Source organism: Rhodomicrobium sp. (assembly GCF_047605405.1).
GTDB lineage: Bacteria > Pseudomonadota > Alphaproteobacteria > Rhizobiales > Rhodomicrobiaceae > Rhodomicrobium > Rhodomicrobium lacus.
In genome coordinates this window covers 1-20163 of the sequence record NZ_JASGFR010000035.1, presented here as the reverse complement: position 1 = coordinate 20163, position 20163 = coordinate 1, and the positions used below count along the sequence as shown (strand labels likewise).

Sequence of the window (20163 nt, the reverse complement as noted above, 5' to 3'; positions counted from 1 at the left end):
GGTTTCCAGCGGTGATTCAGGCATAGGTGAAACGTGCCCGCTCAAAGGTGGGCGCGCTCGTACAGGGTGATTGGCATGAACCGCGCAGATCAGGCTCCCGAACCGTCGATGGAGGAGATTCTCGCCTCCATCCGCTCGATTATCTCTGAGGACGGCAAACCGTCTGCAACAGAGAGCGGGCGTCCCACATCAGCCGGATCTCCCGTCAGGCCCGTCGAGGAAGACGTTCTCGACCTCACCGAGGAACTTGTGTTTCCGGTGGAGCGGGCAGCGTCTTCGGTTTCGGCCGGGACTGAGCCAAATCACCGGCCAGCGCAGAAGGCGGAACCCGTTGCGCAAGCACCCGCTACCGCGCGGGAAGAGCGCCGGGCGGTTCACCCCGTGAGCGCGCAGGCGATGTCGCCAATGGAGCGCGTTGCCGCGCATCTCGAAACGCCGCGGGCCGAGACGACCGGCGCGGAGCCATATCGTCGCGAAACACCCGGTTCGGGGGGCGATTCGCATGACGTTCAGCCGCGTCCGGTGCAGGCGCCTCCGCGCACGATCTGGTCGCGGCGAGAGCTGCCTGGCGCGCCCGCCGCAACCCCCATCCCGGCCGCACCCGTCACACCGCGCGTGGCCTCCGACGCCACCGCGCCGAGGCCGCAGAAGCGATGGGCCGAAGACATTCACATGCCCATTCCCGCCGCAGGTCCGGTGCCGCTCATTCCGCAGGATATCCAGCCGCGCGCGGAGGAAACCCCGAAGACCCAGGCCGCTGCCGCGCCGGAGCCGGAGGCGAATGCCGCCACCGGGCCGGAAGATTCGGCAATGGCCGTCCTCGCCGAGCGGTTGGCCCGCGACGCCGTCGAGGCGATGGACGCCGAGGAACTCGCGCAGGCCGGCGAGGTCGATTTCGAGACGCTTGCGGACGACCGGAAGGCCGAGGTAACCGAGAGCTTCGCCAGCGCCATCGAGCGCCAGAGCGCCGGCAAGACCGTGCAGCCCCTTCCGAGCCTGCTCGACGAAGTCTTGCGCCACGATTTCCGCCACGACGTGAACGACGAAGAGGATCAGGAAGCAGAGGGCCGCGAAGCTGCCGCTTTCGAGCCTGTGACCGCGCAGGAAGCGCCGTTGAAGACCGACGATGCAGCGCTCGATGCTCCGGCAGAAGCTGCCGACCCCGTGCAGTCGGAGGCCGCCGAGACCGAGATCGCGCAGGCTGTGTCTCCCGGAACGGAGCCTTTCCGCGAGATCGAGGAGGCACGGTCCGAGGATCTGCCGTCCGAGGAGGCGCAGGCCGACGAAGCTGGCGCGCCCGACGGCCGCAGCGTCGAACAGGAGCATTTTCACCAGGCGCATTTCGAACAGGAGCCGGAGCGCCATTTCGACGCCCCGGTTCAGCGTGGTCCTCGCCCCGATTTTGCACCCTGGCTACTGGCTTCCACCTCGTTTGACAGTGAGCCCGCGTCCGAAGCGGCTGCGTCCGAACCGGAGCCGGAACCCGTCGTTGAAGAGGCGGAGCCGCCGCTCGCGCAGGCCCGCTTCATCGGCGCGGAGCAGCCGTCGCCGTCTTATCCATCGCAAGCGCTACCCGCGCAACAAGCGCACGTGCAGGCGCCCGCGCCGTCTCAGGCTGCCGCGGTTCCGCCGACCGCAACGGGACCGCTCGAAGCCGCCGTCCGTGAGATGCTGCGTCCGATGCTGGTGCAGTGGCTCAACGAGAACATGCCGCGCATCCTCGAAAGCGCGATCCGCGACGAGATCGCGGCACGCGGTGTTTTCCCGAAATCGGACGATCAGGTATAGGCGAGCGCTGGCTCGCCTTCGCTCGCATCCTCGCGGCTTTTAGCTCGCGATGCACAAGGCAACCCGGCGCGGCCCGCTTTAGCGGTTGCCGCGCGCTTGCCGTTTTTCTACATCTACCGGACCTTCAAGCTCATCAAGTCAGGCGCTCACGCCAATGTTGGAAAAAACTTACGATCACGCCGCCATCGAACCGCGCATGTCCAAAGCCTGGGAGGATGCAGAAGCCTTCCGCGCCGGGAAAGCGCTCGAAGTCAATCCGAAGGCGGAGCCGTATTCGATCGTAATTCCGCCGCCGAACGTGACGGGCTCCTTGCATATGGGCCACGCGCTCAACAACACGCTTCAGGACGTGCTCGCGCGGTTCTACCGCATGCGCGGCCGCGACGTGCTCTGGCAGCCCGGCACCGACCATGCGGGCATCGCGACGCAAAGCCTTGTCGAGCGCCAGCTGATGGAGAAGCAGGAGCCGTCGCGCCGCGACCTCGGCCGCGAAGAATTCCTGCGCCGCGTCTGGGCGTGGAAGGAGCATTCCGGCGGCACCATCGTGAACCAGCTTAAGCGGCTCGGCGCATCGTGCGACTGGTCGCGCGAGCGCTTCACCATGGACGAGGGGCTGTCGCGCGCCGTCGTCAAGGTGTTCGTCGACCTCTACAACACCATTGGGCCAGACGGTCAGCGTATGATCCGCAAGGACAAGCGGCTCGTCAACTGGGACCCGAAGCTGCAAACCGCGATCTCGGATCTTGAGGTGATCTCGGTCGAGAAGAAGGGCAATTTCTCGTGGTCCGAGAAGACGGCGGAGGAAAAGCCCTTCGATGCGGTTGCCTTCGCCAAGGTCATCGACCGCGATCCGAGCGGTCATCTCTACTATTTCAAATATCCGATCAAGGACGCGGAGAAGCTCGACCGCAAATTCGTCGTCGTCGCCACCACGCGGCCCGAGACGATGCTGGGCGATATGGCCGTCGCGGTGAACCCCGAGGACGAACGCTGGAAGCCCTATATCGGCAAGACGGTCGTCCTGCCGCTGGTGGGCCGCGAAATCCCCATTGTCGCGGACGAGCACGCCGACCCGGAACAGGGGTCCGGCGCGGTGAAGATCACGCCCGCGCACGACACGGACGACTTCGAGGTAGGCCGCCGCCACAATCTGGCGCTGTTCAACATTCTCACGCCGACGGGGGAACTCAACGATGAGGTGCCGGAGGCGTATCGCGGGCTCGACCGCTTCGAGGCGCGCAAACGCGTCGTCGCCGATCTCGTGGCGCTGGACCTTGTCGAAAAGATTGAGCCGCATCTGATGAAGGTGCCCTATGGCGACCGCTCCAATGTCGTCGTCGAGCCGTATCTGACGGACCAGTGGTTTGTCGACGCGAAGACGCTGGCCGAGCCCGCGCTTGTCGCCGTGCGCGAGGGCAAGACGCGCTTCGTGCCGGAAAACTGGCGCACCGTTTACTTTCAGTGGCTTGAGAACATCCAGCCGTGGTGCATCTCGCGCCAGCTCTGGTGGGGGCATCAGATCCCGGCGTGGTATCACCCCGTTTGGGACTTGAATTTTGCGATGCCATCTTGGATCGGCGACGAGATTGTAGTCGCTGCAACTGAAGAGGAAGCTATCAGCCTTGCATATAAGTTCTACGCGGAGCGCGCTGATAGGTTCGGTCTCCAGCTTGATAAGTTGAAGATTGAAGTCGTTTCCGAAATGCCTAAAGGGTCATGGATCGATATTGTCCGTGAGATTCGCGAGGGCGTTCGGCCGATCCCCCTGTGGCGCGACGAAGACGTGCTCGACACGTGGTTTTCATCCGGGCTGTGGCCGTTCTCGACCCTCGGCTGGCCCGACGAGACGCCGGAACTCGCGCGCTATTACCCGACATCAGTGCTCGTCACGGGCTTCGACATCATCTTCTTCTGGGTCGCCCGCATGATGATGCTGGGGCTGCACTTCAAAAAAGAGGTGCCGTTCCGCGACGTCTACATTCACGCGCTCGTCCGCGACGAGAAGGGCGCGAAGATGTCGAAGTCGAAGGGCAATGTCGTCGATCCGCTCTCCGTCATGGACAATTACGGCGCGGACGCGCTGCGCTTCACCATGGCGGCGATGGCGGCGCAGGGCCGCGACGTGAAGCTCTCGATGCAGCGCATCGAGGGCTATCGCAACTTCGCGACGAAGCTCTGGAACGCGGCGCGCTTCTGCGAGATGAACGGCTGCGTAGGGAAGGAGGGCTTCGACCCGGCGGGCGCGAAGCTCACGCTCAACCGCTGGATCTATGCCGAGGCACAGGCGACCGCCGCCGCCGTCACCGAAGCCATCGAGGCGTACCGCTTCAACGACGCGGCGGGCGCGGTCTACCGCTTCGTGTGGAACCGCTTCTGCGACTGGTATCTCGAATTCGCCAAGCCCGTGTTCATGGGCGAGGACGAAGCCGCCAAGGCCGAGACACAAGCCACCGCTGCGTGGGCGCTGGACGAAATCCTGAAGCTGCTCCATCCGTTCATGCCCTTCGTCACCGAGGAGCTTTGGACGGTGACGGGCGAAGATGGCCCCGCACGCACGTCGCTGCTGGCGCTCGCCCCGTGGCCGACCCCCGCGCGCGACACGGACGCGGCTGCGCTCGCCGAGATCGACTGGGTGATCGACCTCATCAGCGAAATCCGCTCGCTGCGCTCTGAAATGAACGTGCCGCCCGCGACGCTTCTGCCGCTCACGCTCACCGGCGCGACGGACGACACGAAGGCGCGCGCGGCCCGCTATGAGGCTTTCCTGAAGCGCATGGCGCGGCTGTCGGACATCGGCTTCGCGGATGTGCCGCCGCAAGGTTCCGCGCAATTCGTGCTGGGCGAGGCGACGATGGCGCTGGCACTGGCGGGCGTGATCGACATCGCGGCCGAGCGCGAGCGGCTGAAGAAGGAAATCGGCAAGCACGAATCCGAGATCACCAAGATCGACGCGCGCTTCGCGAACGAGCAGTTCGTGGCGAAAGCGGCTGAAGAAGTTCTGGAGGATAACCGCGAGCGCCGCGCCGAGGCGGTAGCCGCCGCCGAGCGCCTGAAAGCCGCGCTTCAACGGCTTGCCAACGTCGCCTGACGGCGGAGCAGCGGCCAGCTTCGCGATGGGCGGCGCTTGTTGCCCGTGGCGAAGCCGCGCCTCCCGGCCCGACGCCGCGATATTTTCTTTCGTGCGCGCTGCGCCATACGTATTGGTTCATTTCGAGTCGCGCGTGGCCGCGCAGAAAGATTTCGCCCCCGCAGCTTCTGGAGCCCGAACGGGTTCCCACGGGCATTGCGTTTGAGTCGATGCGCCATTGCGGTTTAGTCATGGATGGTGACCGCCAAACCCTGTTTCGCTCGTTTTCGGTGGCTTAAGTTTATCCGCGAAGAAAAAGCTGACTAAACGAGATGCGACATTCGCATTTTTATCGCTGTTAAGTCGCCGCCCATAGGTGTATGGGGTGCCGCGCCATTCGCCTGAATGGGATCGGGGTAGCGCGTCGTTAGAAGACGGCGCAATCGAACAGATTTCGCGGGAGCCGCCCGGCACAAAACCGTCTGGAAACGAGATTTCCGGGCGAGTGTTCGCGCGGTCGGAAACCAATGCAGAAGAAACCTTTCTACAAGATACTCTACGTCCAGGTTCTGATCGCCGTCGCCATCGGCATTTTGCTTGGTTACTTCTTCCCCAATCTCGGCGCTGCGATGAAGCCTTTCGGCGAGGGATTCATCAAACTCGTCAAGATGATCATCGCGCCGGTAATCTTCTGCACCGTGGTGGTCGGCATCGCGGCCATGGGCGATGTCAAGCGCGTCGGCCGCGTCGGCGGCAAGGCGCTGATCTATTTCGAGGTGGTGTCCACCTTCGCGCTCGTCGTGGGCCTTATCGTGGCGCGTACCCTCCAGCCGGGGGCGGGCTTCAATATCGACCCCGCCACTCTCGACACGAATGCCGTTTCAAAGATCACCAGCAACGCCGCGCACACCTCGATGGTGGATTTCATCATCCACATCATCCCCGAAACCGTCTTCAGCGCGCTGACGAGCGGCGAGATCCTTCAGGTGCTGTTCGTGGCGATCCTGACCGGCCTCGCGATCAGCGCGCTCGGCAAGGAAGGCGAACCGGTTCTGGAAGCGGTGCGCTACGGTGAAAAGGTCGTCTTCCGCATGGTCGGTATCATCATGCGGTTCGCGCCCATCGGCGCATTCGGCGCCATGGCCTTCACGGTCGGCGCCTATGGCGTCAAGTCGATCGGCAATCTACTTTTCCTGATCTTCACGTTCTACCTCACGGCCTTCCTGTTCGTGTCGATCGTGCTCGGGATCATCGCGAAGCTCGTCGGCTTCAACATCTTCAAGCTGTTGCGCTACATCCGCGAGGAACTCTTGATCGTGCTCGGCACGTCGTCGTCGGAAAGCGCTCTGCCGCTCCTTATGAAGAAGCTTGAGGCGGCGGGCGCGGGGCGGCCTGTGGTCTCGCTTGTCGTGCCGACCGGCTATTCGTTCAACCTCGACGGCACCAACATCTACATGACGCTCGCGACGCTTTTCATCGCGCAGGCGACGAACACGCATATCACGCTGTCCCACGAGCTTCTGATCCTCGGCGTTGCGATGCTCACCTCGAAAGGGGCCGCGGCGGTAACGGGCGGCGGCTTCATCACGCTTGCGGCCACCTTGCAGGCCGTGCCGGAGATACCGGTGGCCGGTGTGGCGCTGCTCCTCGGTATCGATCGGTTCATGTCCGAATGCCGCGCGTTGACGAATTTCATCGGCAACGCGGTGGCGACGCTCGTCGTCGCGCGATGGGAAGGACAGCTCGACATGGAGAAGCTTCACGCCGCCCTCGACCGTCACGGCGCTCCGGTGGAGCCGACTGCCACGCCGCACGGATCAGGTGCGTAACGTCATGCGCGGGCGGGTGGCAGACAGGCCGCCCGCCATGCGAGGCGCACACTGGCGGGCGGCGGCAGCTATGCCTCTGTGTTTCCTGCAAAGTTTTCGCAGCATCGGCTCCGCCTTCGGTTCCCGCAAACCCTCGCTTTGTCTCGAAATCTTGCTCGTGCCTTGCCATCGCCCAAGTTCGGCTGTTGTTTTCAGCAACCCTTAACCATCCGACATCAAGGGAGCGGCCTTCCGGGCGCGCTCCGCTGAGGGGGATTTTCGGAAATGCACACAGTTCGTTATCGGTCTCTCTGTCTTGCGCTCATCGGCGCCGCGATCTCAGGACCGCTTGGCGCCAACGCCGCCGACATGTATCGCGCGCCAGCACCCACCACATACGCACCGCCACCGCCGGTCGTTCAGCCCAATACCTGGGCGGGCTTCTATGTCGGCGTCAACGGCGGCTACGCCTGGGGAGCGGGTGACGATTCGGTCAACCTTCCTTCAGGCGAGAAGGGCGCGCGCGGCGACGTCGATGGCGGGTTCGGCGGCGGTCAGATCGGCTACAATTTCCAGAGCGGAAATTTCGTCTACGGTCTGGAAACCGACATTCAGGCCGGGCGACTGAACGGTAAATCCAGCGGCTCCGACGGGAGCAGCGCCTATACGAGCCGCGAAAGCACCGACTGGTTCGGAACGTTGCGCGGACGCCTCGGCTATGCCTTCGGCAACACGCTGCTCTTCGGTACGGGCGGCTTCGCCTATGGCGGCGCAAACCAGAAGCTCGACTACGCGGGCGTCCTGTTCGACAACAACGATACGCGCACCGGCTGGACCGCTGGCGGCGGCATCGAATACAAGGTTTCGCAGAACTGGTCGCTGAAGGGCGAATATCAGTATGTCGACTTCGGCAAGGAGGATCTGTCCAGCGCCGCCGGCAATACGATCGAAGGGCCGGAAACGTCGTTCCACACAGCCAAGATCGGCCTCAACTATCGCCTCGGCGGCAGTTCGAGCTACGAACCCTTGAAGTAAACTTCGCCCTGCAAGGCAAACGGCGGCGCTCGCCGCTGTTTGCCCATCTCGTTGGCACGCGTGCGTCTTCGCGCTCCTGACAAGGAGAGCGAAACCGCCTCACCCGATAGCCGAAAACCGCCTCTTTACGCGCTCGGCGGCGCTGTCCACGATGGCGTCGACGGCGGACGCCTGCTCCGCATCGCGAATGGCCTGCGTGAGCGAGCGCTGGCCGGGCAACCGCTGCGCCTTCACCACTTCTTCAAGCTGCGAACGGTCGAGCCGCCCGAGAAAGGCGCGCGCCTCTTGCTCGCGCCCGCCCATGACCGCCGCCTCGATGTGGCATTCCAAGGGGTCGAACGTTACGCCGTCGAGCATGGAAGGGCCGTCCGGCGTGGTTCTGGGGGGCTGAGCGGGCGGAGACCACGCCGACCGCGGAGGCGTGGCGCGAGACGGCGGCGCGGGCGGGCTCCAGGACGACGGGGCAGGGGGTGCCCACGGCGGCGGCGGCGACTGCGGTGCGCTGCGCGATGGCGCGAACCGGCGGGCGATGCTTTCCGCGTTGGATACGACCGCTGCGCGGTCGAGAATGCCGTGAAGCGAAGCTTCGACCTTCCGGGCGAAAGTCGGGTTCGCTTCGGCTTCCTTTGCGATGGTATCGAACAGCACGCGAAGCTTCAGGATCAGGGCATTCGTCTGCACTTCGGTCATGCGGCGGCCTCGCGCTCATAACGCAGAATAATCGAATCGACCGTTTCGCCGCAGAGCGCGCGCACGACGCTCGCTGCCGAACCGTACTTCTCGTCGAGGGAAAGCGGCTCGCCGCGATATTCGAACGCTTCGGCGATGCCGTCGTCTTCAGGGATCGCGGTGCGCATCACCGGATGCGCGGCGGCCACGTTGCCGTAATGCAGGCGCTGGAAATTGCCATCGCGCCAGAAATTCACGAGACCGATATAGCGGCGCTTCTCCTTCGGAACGGACAACACGGTCCGAAGATCGTTGCCTTCTTCGACCACGGTCGAAATCCGGTCGATGGCGTAGCTCGACACGAAGTCCGGACGAAACGGCACGATGACCTTGTGTGCAATCCGAAGCGCCGCCCGCGCGGAGAACGAGAGGCCGGGCGGGCAGTCGAAGATCACCACATCGAACGCGTCGGCGAACTCCTCGAGCATGGCGCCGAACCGCGAGATGATGCCCTGTTCGGCGGCGTGCAGATCTTGCCCGGCGCGCGCGCGGTTGTGCAGCAGTTCATTTTCCACGTCTTCGAGATCGAGCGAGCCGCAAAGAACCGAAAGCTGCCCAACCGGCGCTTCGATGTCGCCGACGTCGTGCAAAATGAACTCGTCCGGCACAAGACGCGGCCTGTCGTAGCGCTCGTTGACGAAATCGGCGATGGTCTTACGGTCGCGCCGGGCCCAATCCCATTTCTCGCCGCCGGTCAGGATGATCGAAGAATTGCACTGCGTGTCGAGATCCACCACCAGCACGCGCTGCTCGCCCGTCGCGGCGAAGCCGTGCGCGAGCATGGTTGTGATCGTCGACTTGCCCACGCCGCCCTTGCGGTTGGCGACCGTCAGTATGATGCCCATCGCGCCCTCTCTTTACGAGACACCTCCGGCGCGCATACGCGATTCGATCAGCCGAGACGTGTCGTTAAGGTTCGCGCGAGCCAAGTGTACACAACTTAGGCCCGCGGGTGCGCCTTGGAGTAAGCCTGAAAGAGGCGGTCGCGGTCAACAGCCGTGTAACCCTGGGTAGTCGAAAGGCTGGAATGCCCCAACAATTCCTGGATCACGCGCAGGTCCGCGCCGCGGCTCAGGAGGTGCGTTGCGAAGGAATGCCGCAGCGCGTGCGGGGTCGCGGTCGCGGGCAGGGCGAGGTTTGTGCGCAATCGCGCGAGCAGAAGCTGCACGATGCGCGGATTGAGCCGCCCGCCCTTCACGCCGACGAACAGCGGCCCTTGCGGCTCCAGATTATGCGGGCACTGCTCGATATAGTCGGCGATGGCGGTCTGCGCGACGGGAAGCACCGGCGCGAGGCGTTCGCGTCCGCCCTTGCCCTTGATGCGAAGGACGTCGCGCGGTCCAAGCGGCGCATCCTTGCGGTTGAGGGCGAGCGCCTCGGAAATGCGAAGGCCCGAGCCGTACAGGAGAAGAAGCACCGCCTGATTGCGCGCGCCCGTCCAGGGATGCGCGGAAAGCTCACCGTCGAGGGCCGCTTCGTCGACAACCTCCTTCGCCTTCGCCTCTGTGACGGGCTTCGGCAGGCGCGGCGGCAGCTTCGGCAGGGCGACGGCGAGGATGGCGCGGTTTTGCAGCGCTCCGGTGCGTTCGAGCAGGCGGAAGAACGAGCGCAGCGCCGAAAGCGTGCGCGAGAGCGAGCGGCTCTGCGCGCCGTCGTCGCGCCGGTCGGCGAGGAAGCCGCGGAAGTCGTGAGGCGTCAGCGCGTTCAGCCGCGCGAGCGTGACCGGTCTCGCGTCCTTCCCGGCGAGATGGGCGAGGAATTGTCGCGCGTCTCGCTCGTAGGCTTCGAGCGTGTTGTCGGCATAACGGCGCGCATCGCGAAGATATGAGAGCCATCCGGCCACCGCGTCTCGGACATCGGGCGCCGCGAATGTTTCGGGGCCGAAATCGTCATCGCGGTGCTGATCGTCGGGCACGAAAACGCCCTCTCCCTCGGCGGGAGAGGGCTGAAGCGCGGAGCGCTCCTCGTAACACGCCTCAGACGGTCCGCAGGTCGTCATCGTTGAGGATCGTCTGGCCCGTTTTCGCCCAGTCGGAGACGAAGGTCGCCAGACCCTTCTCGGTGAGCGGATGATTGACGAGCTGTTTCATGATCGAGGGCGGAATGGTGGAAACGTCCGCGCCCGCAAGCGCCGCGTCCGTCACGTGGCGCGGACTGCGAAGCGACGCGGCAAGGATTTCCGTGCCGAAATCCGGGTAGTTGTCGTAGATCTGGCGGATGTCGCGGATCAGGCCCATGCCGTCTTCACCGATGTCGTCGAGGCGTCCGACGAACGGCGACACAAAGCTCGCACCCGCTTTCGCGGCGAGCAGCGCCTGATTGGCCGAGAAGCACAGCGTCACGTTCACCATCGTGCCTTCATTCGCGAGCGTGCGGCACGCCTTGAGGCCGTCCCAGGTGAGCGGCACCTTCACGGTGACATTTTCAGCGATGCGCGCGAGCTTGCGGCCTTCGGCGATCATCGTCTCGGCATCGGTGGACGAAACTTCCGCGCTGACGGGACCGGACACGATGGCGCAAATTTCGCGGATCGTTTCAAGGAAGTTGCGGCCCGTCTTGGCGATGAGCGACGGGTTCGTCGTCACGCCGTCGAGCAGTCCCTTTTCGGCGAGATCGCGGATTTCGGCTACATCGGCCGTATCGACGAAGAATTTCATGGATGCCTCCTGTTGGCGAAGGCGCGCTTAAGGCAAGTGCGCAACCTAGCCGGTTCGTGGTTTAGATTCTGTTAATTGCCTTGTTACCCGCGCTTAACGCCCGACGGCAAGGAATAAGGACGGCTGAGGCTCCAGCCGGGGGCCGGAAGGCGGCGGAACCATCGCCCCTTTTAATACCATCTGATTTGATCGACATTCTATGCATATCCGATCGGCGCGCCTCCAGGCGGTTAGCCACATTAGCGGCGCCATGTTGCAAACGCGCGATACTCTCCGAAATATACGACACAACGGCGAGAAATCGGAGGTTGCGTGTCGCAAACATCGAGGAGCGGCGGACAAATTCTGGCGGATCAGCTTCGCCTGCACGGCGCGCGGATGATTTTCGGTGTGCCCGGTGAAAGCTATCTCGCGGTGCTGGACGCGCTTTACGATCACGAGCGCGACATGCCGTATATCGTGTGTCGGCAGGAAGGCGGCGCGGCGATGATGGCCGAAGCCTATGGCAAGCTAACGGGCGAGCCGGGCATCTGCATGGTCACACGCGGGCCGGGCGCAACGAACGCGAGTGCCGGGCTTCACGTGGCGCGGCAGGATTCGACGCCAATGATCCTGATCGTAGGGCAGGTCGGCCGTTCCATGCGCGACCGCGAGGCTTTTCAGGAGATCGATTACCGCCGCATGTTCGGCGAGGTATCGAAGTGGGTGGCGGAGATCGAGGAGGCGGCTCGCATCCCGGAATATGTGGCGCGCGCGTTCGCCACCGCGACAAGCGGGCGCCCGGGGCCGGTCGTGCTGGCCGTGCCCGAGGATGTGCTGCGTGAGCGGGCCTCCGTGGCCGACGCCGTGCCCTACAGCCGCGTGGAGGCATCGCCGGGCCCCGCGCAAATGACGGAGTTTCGCAAGCGGCTCGCTGCCTGTGAGCGCCCGCTGATGATCGTCGGCGGCGGAGGATGGGACAAGGATGTCGCGCTCAAGGTGAAGGCGTTCGCGGAAAGCACGGGGCTTCCCGTGGCCTCATCGCTGCGCCGCCAGAGCTATCTCGACAACACGAGCCCGTGTTACGTGGGGGATCTCGGCATCTCGCTCAACCCGGCCCTGAAACGGCGCATCGCCGACAGCGACCTCATCATCGCGTTCGGCCCGCGCCTCGGCGAAATGCCGAGCCAAGGCTACACGCTGTTCGACATCCCGAAACCGAAGCAGCCTTTCATCCATATCCACGCGGGCGCGGAGGAACTGGGCCGCGTCTATCAGGCCGACCTCGCCATCAACGCCGGACCCCATGCTTTCGCGGATGCACTGGAAGACATGAAGCCGCTCGACGGCTCTGCATGGACCGCGTGGCGCGAGGCCGCGCGCGCGGATTACGAAGCTTGGGTCGCGCCGGAGAAGACGCCGGGCGCCCTCCATCTGGCCGAAGTGGTGGCCTATTTGCGCGAGACGCTTCCGGGAAACGCGGTCATCGCGAACGGCGCGGGCAACTTTGCCGCCTGGGTGCATCGCTTCTATACTTACCGCGAGTGCGGCACCGGCCTCGCCCCGACTTCCGGCTCTATGGGCTACGGCGTGCCCGCGGGCGTCGCGGCGAAGCTCGTGCATCCGGGCCGCACGGTCGTCACGTTTGCGGGCGACGGCGATTTCCTCATGACGGGGCAGGAGTTCGCCACCGCCGTGCAATATGGCGCGGCCGTGATCGTCATCGTCGTGAACAACGGCATGTATGGGACCATCCGCATGCATCAGGAGCGGCATTATCCGGGACGCGTGTCTGGAACGTCGCTCAGGAATCCCGACTTTGCCGCTTATGCGCGCGCGTTCGGCGGTCATGGCGCGGTGGTCGAGCGCACGGAAGATTTTCCCGCCGCCTTCGAGACGGCGCGCGCGTCGGGCCTGCCCTCGATCCTCGAATTGCGCATCGATCCCGACGCGATCAGCCCCGGCCGAACGCTGTCCGAAATCCGTACGGCGCAGCAAAAAGCATTACGACAGAGGGAAGTTGATGCCGACCGAGAAGGAAAAGATGCTCGCGGGTGAACTCTATGACCCCACAGATTCTGAACTCGACGCCGAACGGCGAGCTGCGGCGCAATGGATGCAACGCTATAACGCGGCCATGGCGGCAAGCTCCGCCGAGCTTCATGCAATGCTCGCCGAGAGGTTTTCCTTCGTCGGCGAAGGCGCGTTCATTCGGCCGCCGTTCTTCTGCGATTACGGCACGAACATCAGCCTCGGTGCGGGGGCGTTCTTGAACTTCAATTGCGTCATCCTCGACGTGGCGCGCGTCTCGATCGGCGAGCGCACGCTCATCGGGCCTAACGTTCAGCTTCTCGCCGCCGACCATCCCCGCGATGCCGCAACGCGCGCGAGCGGACTGGAACGCGGCCTTCCCGTGCGGATCGGTCGCGATGTGTGGATCGGAGGGGGCGCGATCGTCCTGCCGGGCGTTACCATCGGCGACGGTGCGGTGATCGGGGCGGGCAGCGTCGTCACACGCGATGTGGCGGAGGGGGCTACCGTCGTCGGAAATCCGGCGCGGGCACGATGAAGATTCGGCGCTGGAACGCATCCGGTTAAAAGGAGGCCACAGACGCGCTGTTGCAGCTCGATGCCGGACGGAAAGCCGGTTCGCGCTTTTCTCGGAGCTGCTCCAGCCGGCCCCGCCCGCAATGCGTTTCCTGCGAGTACTTATCTCGCTTGGGAAACGCCCGCATTGGCGGCGGCTAGCCTCGCCGCGCTCCTGCGCAGCGCGACCTGAATCGCGGGGCCCTTGAATACATGTGCTTCGTAAAGCGCCTCGATCTGAAGACCGTGCTCGAAATCTTCGCCCGTGATCGCAGACGGCGATGTCATGAGAAGCTTCACGTTCTGGAAGACGGGCGGCTGCGCGGTCTCGCCCTTCAGAATGTCGTAGGCGAGCGACTTATCGGACAGAAGAGTGTCGGAGGGAAGCGGCTCGAAGACGATGTCGTCTTCCTGCTCCTCGCCTTCCTCGGCGATCTCCGGCAGTTCCTCGGGATCGCGGGCGAGGCTGTCAGGCTTCGCGAGCGTTTGCGGAAGGCGCATGATCGATGGATGCAGACGCTCGGCGTCTTTCGGCGCGGCCTTCTCCGCCTTCGCAGGAGCGGCCGGGGCTGCTTCAGGCACCGAAAGACTTGCGCGGCGAAGCAGCGGCGCATCGGTGGGCACGAGGCTCGCGAGCATGGTGCCGGACGCGCGCTTATGCGTGATGACCCAGGGCAGTTCCTTGCCGCTTTCCTTCCATTGCGCGAGATAGAAACGCGAATCCTGCGGCGTCAGCGGACGCCCGTCGGCGGGGACATGCTGAGAGCGGCCGCCCGGAAAGATCACCGCGAGTTCCGGGCGCGTGATGCGCGGCCAGTGGCGGACATTGCCGGTGTCGACATGCACGAAGGGAAGGCCGGATTCGGGGTAGTATCCGACGCCGCCGCGCTCCTTCACCAGCGCCGAATAGCGAAGCTGTTTCAGCGGCACGTCGGGGAACATGAGGTCGGCGGCTTGCCCGGTGATATGGCGGCTGTTGCGTGCCTGTCCGCCGCGCGTCTGGCGCAGAAGCTCGTTCGTGCCGGATGAGCGATAGCCGCAAATGAGGTGGATCGGTTCTTTCGAGCCGAGTTCGTTATGCAACTCCCACATGAGATCGATCAGGCGCGGATCCATCTTGATGGTCATGTTCCGGCGCCAGTCGCGCATGAAGTAGTTGAGCTTGTCGAGAGCTTCAGGGATGTAGCGCCCATCCTTCTTGAAGGTGATCTTGATCGTGTCCTTCGTATGGATGTTGTACATCGAGATCGTGCGTTCCTCGGCGGAAGAAACTCCCGTCGCAAGGAAGCTGAACGCAACGCATAACGAAACCATCGCAGCCGTCAACAGGCTGCGTACGCCGCCAAACGCAACAACTTTCACCAGTTGAACCCCTGTTTCGCGCCCATGAGCGCTGGTGTTCTCTACTCGACTGCGGTGCCGCCGGGTTGATGTCAGCAAAAGCACACGCCTTAGTAGATAAGCCCCATTTGGTAAACAAAGCGTTACGAATGAAATGAGAGAAAAAGAAGGCGCGGCGCGAACTCGTTATGACATTTGCGCATCGCTCAAGCTAAATGATTGGTGTCGCGAGGAATTTCCACATATGTGGAAAAGAAGCCGAACAACACGCCCTTGCGGTTAGCACACCGGAAACCTGAACAAACCCTTAAGGCGATCCGGGCGCGGGAGGCGCGACGCTCTCTTTCCGGTGACGAAAGCGCCGATGACGGTTGACCCGTCCGCTCAAATGGCCAAATGGAAAGGGAAAGGGTCACGAAAGGACGGCGCATGTTTTCGACTTTGCGGGCGATGGAAACGCAACCGGTGGGCGCTCTGGAGGCAGATCGCGGATTTCTCGAAGTCGCGCCGCAGAAGGCCGAGGAAATCCCCGGCTGGAACCTCGGCGATCTCTATCCGGATGAGGCGAAGCTGGCATCGGACATCGAGACCGCCAAGACCCGCGCCGGAGAATTCAAGGCGGCCTACGCAGGCAAACTCGCCGATCTCGCACAGCGCGACCCGGCGGCCCTCGCGGGCGCGCTCGCCGCTTATGAAAGCCTCTCCGACCTCATGGGCCGCATCGGCTCCTATTCCTACCTGAATTACGTCACCGACACGGGCGATGCCACACGCGCCAAGCTTTTCGGCGATGTGCGCGACAAGCTCACGGTGATCGGCACGGAGCTTCTGTTCTTCGAACTGGAGTTGAACCGCATCGACGACGGGGTGATCGACGAGGCGCTCGCAAACGAAAAGCTCGGCCATTATCGCCCGTGGCTCACCGACCTGCGCAAGGAGCGTCCCTATCAGCTCGCCGACGATATCGAGCGGCTGTTCCACGAAAAGGCGATGACCGGCCCCGCCGCCTGGAGCCGCCTTTTCAACGAGACGCTGACCGCGCTCCGCTTCGACGTGGACGGCGAGACGCTGACGCTCGAACCCGCGCTGAACCTTCTCTCGGACGCCAACCCCGAGCGCCGCGCTGCCGCAGCGCAGTCGATCGGCAAGGTGCTGAAGGAGAACGTGCGGCTGTTCACGCTCGTCATGAACACGCTCGCGAAGGACAAGGAAATCTCCGACCGCTGGCGTGGCTTCCCGGATGTCGCCTCCTCGCGCCATCTCGCGAACCGCGTCGAGCCGGAAGTGGTTGACGCGCTCGTCGCGGCCGTGCGCGCGAGCTATCCGCGCCTGTCGCACCGCTATTATGCGCTCAAGGCGAAGTGGCTCGGCGTGGATACGCTGAATTACTGGGACCGCAACGCCCCCATCAGCCGCGACCCGGAACCGGTCATCGCCTGGAAAGACGCGCATTCGACCGTGATCGCCGCCTATCGCCGCTTCTCGCCGAAGATGGCCGAGGTGGCGGACGGCTTCTTCAGGAAGAACTGGATCGATGCGCCGGTGCGCGACGGGAAGTCCCCCGGCGCGTTCTCGCATCCGACGGTGCCTTCGGCGCATCCCTACATCATGATGAATTACCTCGGCAAACCGCGCGATGTGATGACGCTCGCGCATGAGCTTGGCCATGGCGTGCATCAGGTGCTGGCGAATGCGCAAGGCGCGCTCATGGCCTACACGCCGCTGACGCTCGCGGAGACGGCCAGCGTGTTCGGCGAGATGCTGACCTTCAAGGCGCTCCTGAACCAGACGGAGAACCCGCGCGAGAAGCGCGCGCTCCTCGCCCAGAAGGTGGAGGACAAGATCAACACCGTCGTGCGCCAGATCGCGTTCTACCAGTTCGAGCGGCTCGTGCATGAGGCGCGGCGGCAGGGCGAACTGACGTCCGATCAGCTCGGTGCGTTCTGGCTTCAGGTACAGAGCGAGAGCCTTGGGCCTGCGATCCTGATGAACGAAGGCTACGACACCTATTGGACTTACGTTTCGCACTTCGTGCATTCGCCGTTCTACGTCTACGCCTACGCGTTCGGCGATTGCCTCGTGAACTCGCTTTACGCGGCCTACGAGCGCGCGCCGGAAGGCTTCGAGGGCCGCTACCTCGACATGCTGCGCGCGGGCGGCACGAAGCACCATACCGAGCTTCTCGCGCCGTTCGGTCTCGACGCGACGGACCCCGGCTTCTGGTCGATGGGCCTGTCGGTGATCGAGGACATGATCTCCGAGCTTGAGACGCTGGAGGATCAGGGGGCAGTTTCTTAGTAGGCATGGGCAGCGTGAATGCTGCCCATGCTCCTGGGGTAAGGCAGTGGCATTGATCGCGCTTCGTTTACCTGAGGCGCATCGGCCGTTCCTTTGCCCGGTCCGCCTGCGTCCGACCATCATAGCCCCAGTCGGTGGCGGGCAGTTGCTTCACGACAACATATGTCGCCGCTCCAAGATTCGGATACGCGCGCCGAAGGAGCGCCATGGCATTGGCGATGAATGTTCGCTTCTCGTCTTCTGAATTGGTCCCCGCGGTTACGTAGACTTCCAGATGAGCGGCGGACGCGCGCTCACTTGCACCGATTGTCCAAACCTGCGAACCGGTCGTTTCGACAAGCACCGACGTAAGATCGCGATGCTTGCCGAGGTCGTGGGCGATGAGGTCGGTCAACTCGGCGGCAAGGGCCTGAGCGTTCTCCTGCAACGGCGTTGGGGTTATCGTCAGTCTCGCAAATGGCATCGTTTCGCTCCTCTCGTTTCGATGCCTTAGCTTCGCTCGATTATTTTTAAACTATAATGGAGATATTAAGCGCTCTGACTTGAGGTTTCCTCATGATTCCAGATCTTCCCTCGCCCCTGCTGCGAAGCTTCGTCGCCGTAATCGAATGCGGGTCGCTGGCGGGTGCTTCGACGCGCATCGGGCGCAGCGAATCCGCCCTCAGCCTTCAGATGGCGCGCCTTGAGGACATCGTTGGGCGCGCCTTATTCGACCGCGACGGGCGCGCGCTGAAACTCAACGACGCGGGGACGCTGTTGTTGCCTCATGCTCGCGCCATCCTCGGCAGGATCGACGCGGCGCGCGCCGATCTCGGACAGGCGGCGGCCCCTCCCATCAGGATCGGGATCGTGCAGGATTTCGTGGATAGTGTGTTGAGGCCTACGCTGTCGGAACTGCACGAGGAAGGCTTGACGGGCGCGATCACGATCGTGATCGGCAGCACGACCCAACTTTTGCAAGCTATGAGCGAAGATCGGATCGACACGGCGCTTTGTGCAGGCGAGCCTGTAGGCGGTGGCGCCACCCAAAGGCTTGCGATGCGCTGGTTCGGCGACCCCGGATTGTTGCGTGACGATGTGGTGACGCTTGTCGGGATTACTCCGCCTTGCCCGTTCCTGAAGGCAGCGCAGGATGCTCTCGACTTTGCGGGGAGGCCGTGGCGCATGGCGCTGACAACGCCGAGCCTCGACGGGGTTCGCGCGGCGGTTCAGGCAGGACTAGGCCTCACTTGCCGAACCGAAGTGGGGCTGAAACTGCCACCCCTGCCGGACGGCCGTTTGCCGAAGTTGCCTGATATCGCCTATTCGGTGATGGAGCGGCGGCAGAGCGGATTTAGTCAAGGGGTGGCCCGGCGGCTCGCGAAACATGTCGCGGCCCTTTCATCGGAAGGGCGGCCCGCATCGGTTTGACGATCCCGCGCCTCACGCAGGGCCGCTTTCGCCATTGGCTTTTCGGGCTCCCAGCCTTATCTGCCTCTTAAGAATCCATGAGGGTAGGCGATGCAGGACAAGCCCGAGACATCGAAAGAGGCGGCGACGCTGCCGAAGCTCGACACGACGCTGCCGGGCGGCGACGACCGCGAGGGCAACCGGCTCACGCAGCGCGTGCAGCGTTACGCGCGCGTGGGCGCCAATGTCGGCGGCGTGGCGGCAAGGCTCGGCGCGGCGTATCTCACAGGCGGCGCGGACCGGCAGAAGAACGCGCAATCGCTCGCGGCGGCGCTCGGCGGCCTGAAGGGGCCGCTGATGAAGGTGGCGCAGCTGCTTTCCACCGTGCCCGACGCGATCCCGCCGGAATACGCCGCCGAACTCGCGCAGCTTCAGAACCAGGCACCGCCGATGGGCTGGCCGTTCGTCCGCCGCCGCATGAGCGCGGAACTCGGCCCCGACTGGCAGGCGAAATTCGCCGAATTCGGCCACGAGGCCGCCGCCGCCGCCTCGCTCGGGCAAGTGCACAAGGCGCGCGCGCTCGACGGCCGCCCGCTCGCGGTGAAGCTTCAGTATCCCGAGATGCAATCCGCCGTCGAAGCCGACCTGAACCAGCTTCAGATCGTGATGGGGCTTTACAAGCGCATGGACGCGGCCATCGACCCGACCGAAATGGTGGGAGAGATCGGCGAGCGGCTCCGCGAGGAACTCGACTACACGCTCGAAGCGCGGCACATGGCGCTCTACGCGCATATGTTCGCGGGCGACGAGCGCATCCGCGTGCCTGAGCTTCTACCGGACCTCTCGACGAAGCGGCTTCTTACCATGACGTGGCTCGACGGCCGCAAGCTCCTCGACTACAAGACGCGCCCGCTCGAAGAACGCAACACCATCGCGCGCGCGCTTTTCCGCGCGTGGTGGTATCCGTTCAGCCATTTCGCGGTGATCCACGGCGACCCGCATCTCGGCAACTACACGATTTTCGAGGATGGCGACGGCCGCGCGGCGGGCATCAACCTGCTCGACTATGGCTGCATCCGCACCTTCAAGCCGAAATTCGTCGGCGGCGTGATCGACCTTTACAACGGGCTGCGCACGAACGACCGCGCGCTGATCGTGCACGCTTACGAGACGTGGGGCTTCAAGGGGTTGTCGAACGAACTGATCGACATCCTCAACATCTGGGCGGGCTTCATCTACGGGCCGCTGCTCGACGACCGCGTGCGCTCGGTGGCGGAGGGCGTCGCGCCGAACGAATATGGCCGCCGCGAGGTGTTCCGCGTGCATCAGGGGCTTCGCGAGAAGGGGCCGGTGAAGGTGCCGCGCGAGTTCGTGTTCATGGACCGCGCCGCGATCGGGCTCGGCGCGGTGTTCCTCCACCTTCAGACCGAGATGAATTTCTATCGCGCGTTCAACGAGGTGATCGAGGATTTCCGCCGCGACGAAG

Annotated in this window: 15 protein-coding genes; 9 read left to right on the top strand and 6 right to left on the bottom strand. The window is 64.0% G+C overall.

The window, feature by feature from the left end; translation table 11 throughout:
• The first annotated feature begins 75 nt into the window (after positions 1-75).
• From QM659_RS13325 to QM659_RS13310, 4 genes are all read left to right on the top strand, one after another.
• Entirely contained in the window at positions 76-1788 is a 1713-nt protein-coding gene (locus tag QM659_RS13325) for a DUF2497 domain-containing protein (RefSeq protein WP_415188772.1), read from the top strand.
• A 154-nt stretch (positions 1789-1942) separates the two neighbouring features.
• Entirely contained in the window at positions 1943-4876 is a 2934-nt protein-coding gene (locus QM659_RS13320; RefSeq protein ID WP_415188771.1) for a valine--tRNA ligase, read from the top strand.
• A 506-nt stretch (positions 4877-5382) separates the two neighbouring features.
• A complete protein-coding gene (locus QM659_RS13315) occupies positions 5383-6684 on the top strand; it encodes a dicarboxylate/amino acid:cation symporter (protein ID WP_303487570.1) in 1302 nt (433 codons plus the stop codon).
• A 264-nt stretch (positions 6685-6948) separates the two neighbouring features.
• The gene (locus QM659_RS13310; protein WP_415188770.1) at positions 6949-7698 is read left to right on the top strand and encodes an outer membrane protein; all 750 of its coding nucleotides are present in this window, start codon (positions 6949-6951) and stop codon (positions 7696-7698) included.
• A gap of 99 nt (positions 7699-7797) precedes the next feature.
• On the opposite strand, the gene QM659_RS13305 is transcribed toward QM659_RS13310, so the two are convergent.
• The 4 genes from QM659_RS13305 to fsa all read right to left on the bottom strand — a co-directional run bounded on the left by QM659_RS13305 (position 7798) and on the right by fsa (position 11084).
• Positions 7798-8388: a hypothetical protein gene (locus QM659_RS13305; RefSeq protein WP_415188769.1), complete on the bottom strand. Its 591-nt coding sequence runs from the start codon at positions 8386-8388 to the stop codon at positions 7798-7800.
• Entirely contained in the window at positions 8385-9272 is an 888-nt protein-coding gene (locus tag QM659_RS13300) for a ParA family protein (RefSeq protein ID WP_415188768.1), read from the bottom strand. Before QM659_RS13300 ends, QM659_RS13305 begins: the two co-directional genes overlap by 4 nt.
• A gap of 95 nt (positions 9273-9367) precedes the next feature.
• Entirely contained in the window at positions 9368-10426 is a 1059-nt protein-coding gene (locus tag QM659_RS13295; protein WP_415188767.1) for a tyrosine recombinase XerC, read from the bottom strand.
• On the bottom strand, positions 10404-11084 hold the full coding sequence (fsa, locus tag QM659_RS13290; RefSeq protein ID WP_303487562.1) for a fructose-6-phosphate aldolase: 681 nt from the start codon (positions 11082-11084) through the stop codon (positions 10404-10406). Before fsa ends, QM659_RS13295 begins: the two co-directional genes overlap by 23 nt.
• Positions 11085-11396: 312 nt before the next feature.
• Here fsa and QM659_RS13285 point away from each other — a divergent pair, with 312 nt between their 5' ends.
• A complete protein-coding gene (locus QM659_RS13285) occupies positions 11397-13121 on the top strand; it encodes a thiamine pyrophosphate-binding protein (protein ID WP_415188766.1) in 1725 nt (574 codons plus the stop codon).
• On the top strand, positions 13084-13632 hold the full coding sequence (locus QM659_RS13280) for a sugar O-acetyltransferase (protein WP_415188765.1): 549 nt from the start codon (positions 13084-13086) through the stop codon (positions 13630-13632). Before QM659_RS13285 ends, QM659_RS13280 begins: the two co-directional genes overlap by 38 nt.
• Before the next feature lie 140 nt (positions 13633-13772).
• Here QM659_RS13280 and QM659_RS13275 read toward each other — a convergent pair whose 3' ends face one another.
• Positions 13773-14963, bottom strand: coding sequence for a DUF882 domain-containing protein (locus tag QM659_RS13275; protein ID WP_415188764.1), 1191 nt, complete (start codon positions 14961-14963; stop codon positions 13773-13775).
• A 456-nt stretch (positions 14964-15419) separates the two neighbouring features.
• Here QM659_RS13275 and QM659_RS13270 point away from each other — a divergent pair, with 456 nt between their 5' ends.
• Entirely contained in the window at positions 15420-17288 is a 1869-nt protein-coding gene (locus QM659_RS13270; protein ID WP_415188763.1) for a M3 family oligoendopeptidase, read from the top strand.
• A gap of 67 nt (positions 17289-17355) precedes the next feature.
• Here the strand turns inward: QM659_RS13270 and QM659_RS13265 are convergent, their stop codons facing one another.
• On the bottom strand, positions 17356-17751 hold the full coding sequence (locus QM659_RS13265) for a tautomerase family protein (RefSeq protein WP_415188762.1): 396 nt from the start codon (positions 17749-17751) through the stop codon (positions 17356-17358).
• Between the two features lie 92 nt (positions 17752-17843).
• Here QM659_RS13265 and QM659_RS13260 point away from each other — a divergent pair, with 92 nt between their 5' ends.
• Both QM659_RS13260 and QM659_RS13255 read left to right on the top strand, forming a co-directional pair.
• Positions 17844-18698, top strand: a complete 855-nt coding sequence (locus QM659_RS13260; RefSeq protein ID WP_415188761.1) for a LysR family transcriptional regulator — start codon at positions 17844-17846, stop codon at positions 18696-18698.
• A 90-nt stretch (positions 18699-18788) separates the two neighbouring features.
• Positions 18789-20163, top strand: a 1375-nt coding sequence (locus QM659_RS13255; RefSeq protein ID WP_415188760.1) for an ABC1 kinase family protein, incomplete at its 3' end; no start/stop codon positions are given.

What these genes read in the sequence shown, in the direction of transcription:
- QM659_RS13320 (WP_415188771.1), top strand. Translation starts at nt 1,943, where the DNA reads ATGTTGGAAAAAACTTACGATCACGCCGCCATCGAACCGCGCATGTCC.
- QM659_RS13300 (WP_415188768.1), bottom strand. Translation starts at nt 9,272, where the DNA reads ATGGGCATCATACTGACGGTCGCCAACCGCAAGGGCGGCGTGGGCAAG.
- QM659_RS13260 (WP_415188761.1), top strand. Translation starts at nt 17,844, where the DNA reads ATGATTCCAGATCTTCCCTCGCCCCTGCTGCGAAGCTTCGTCGCCGTA.
- QM659_RS13325 (WP_415188772.1), top strand. Translation starts at nt 76, where the DNA reads ATGAACCGCGCAGATCAGGCTCCCGAACCGTCGATGGAGGAGATTCTC.
- QM659_RS13310 (WP_415188770.1), top strand. Translation starts at nt 6,949, where the DNA reads ATGCACACAGTTCGTTATCGGTCTCTCTGTCTTGCGCTCATCGGCGCC.
- fsa (WP_303487562.1), bottom strand. Translation starts at nt 11,084, where the DNA reads ATGAAATTCTTCGTCGATACGGCCGATGTAGCCGAAATCCGCGATCTC.
- QM659_RS13295 (WP_415188767.1), bottom strand. Translation starts at nt 10,426, where the DNA reads ATGACGACCTGCGGACCGTCTGAGGCGTGTTACGAGGAGCGCTCCGCG.
- QM659_RS13270 (WP_415188763.1), top strand. Translation starts at nt 15,420, where the DNA reads ATGTTTTCGACTTTGCGGGCGATGGAAACGCAACCGGTGGGCGCTCTG.
- QM659_RS13275 (WP_415188764.1), bottom strand. Translation starts at nt 14,963, where the DNA reads ATGGTTTCGTTATGCGTTGCGTTCAGCTTCCTTGCGACGGGAGTTTCT.
- QM659_RS13315 (WP_303487570.1), top strand. Translation starts at nt 5,383, where the DNA reads ATGCAGAAGAAACCTTTCTACAAGATACTCTACGTCCAGGTTCTGATC.
- QM659_RS13265 (WP_415188762.1), bottom strand. Translation starts at nt 17,751, where the DNA reads ATGCCATTTGCGAGACTGACGATAACCCCAACGCCGTTGCAGGAGAAC.
- QM659_RS13305 (WP_415188769.1), bottom strand. Translation starts at nt 8,388, where the DNA reads ATGACCGAAGTGCAGACGAATGCCCTGATCCTGAAGCTTCGCGTGCTG.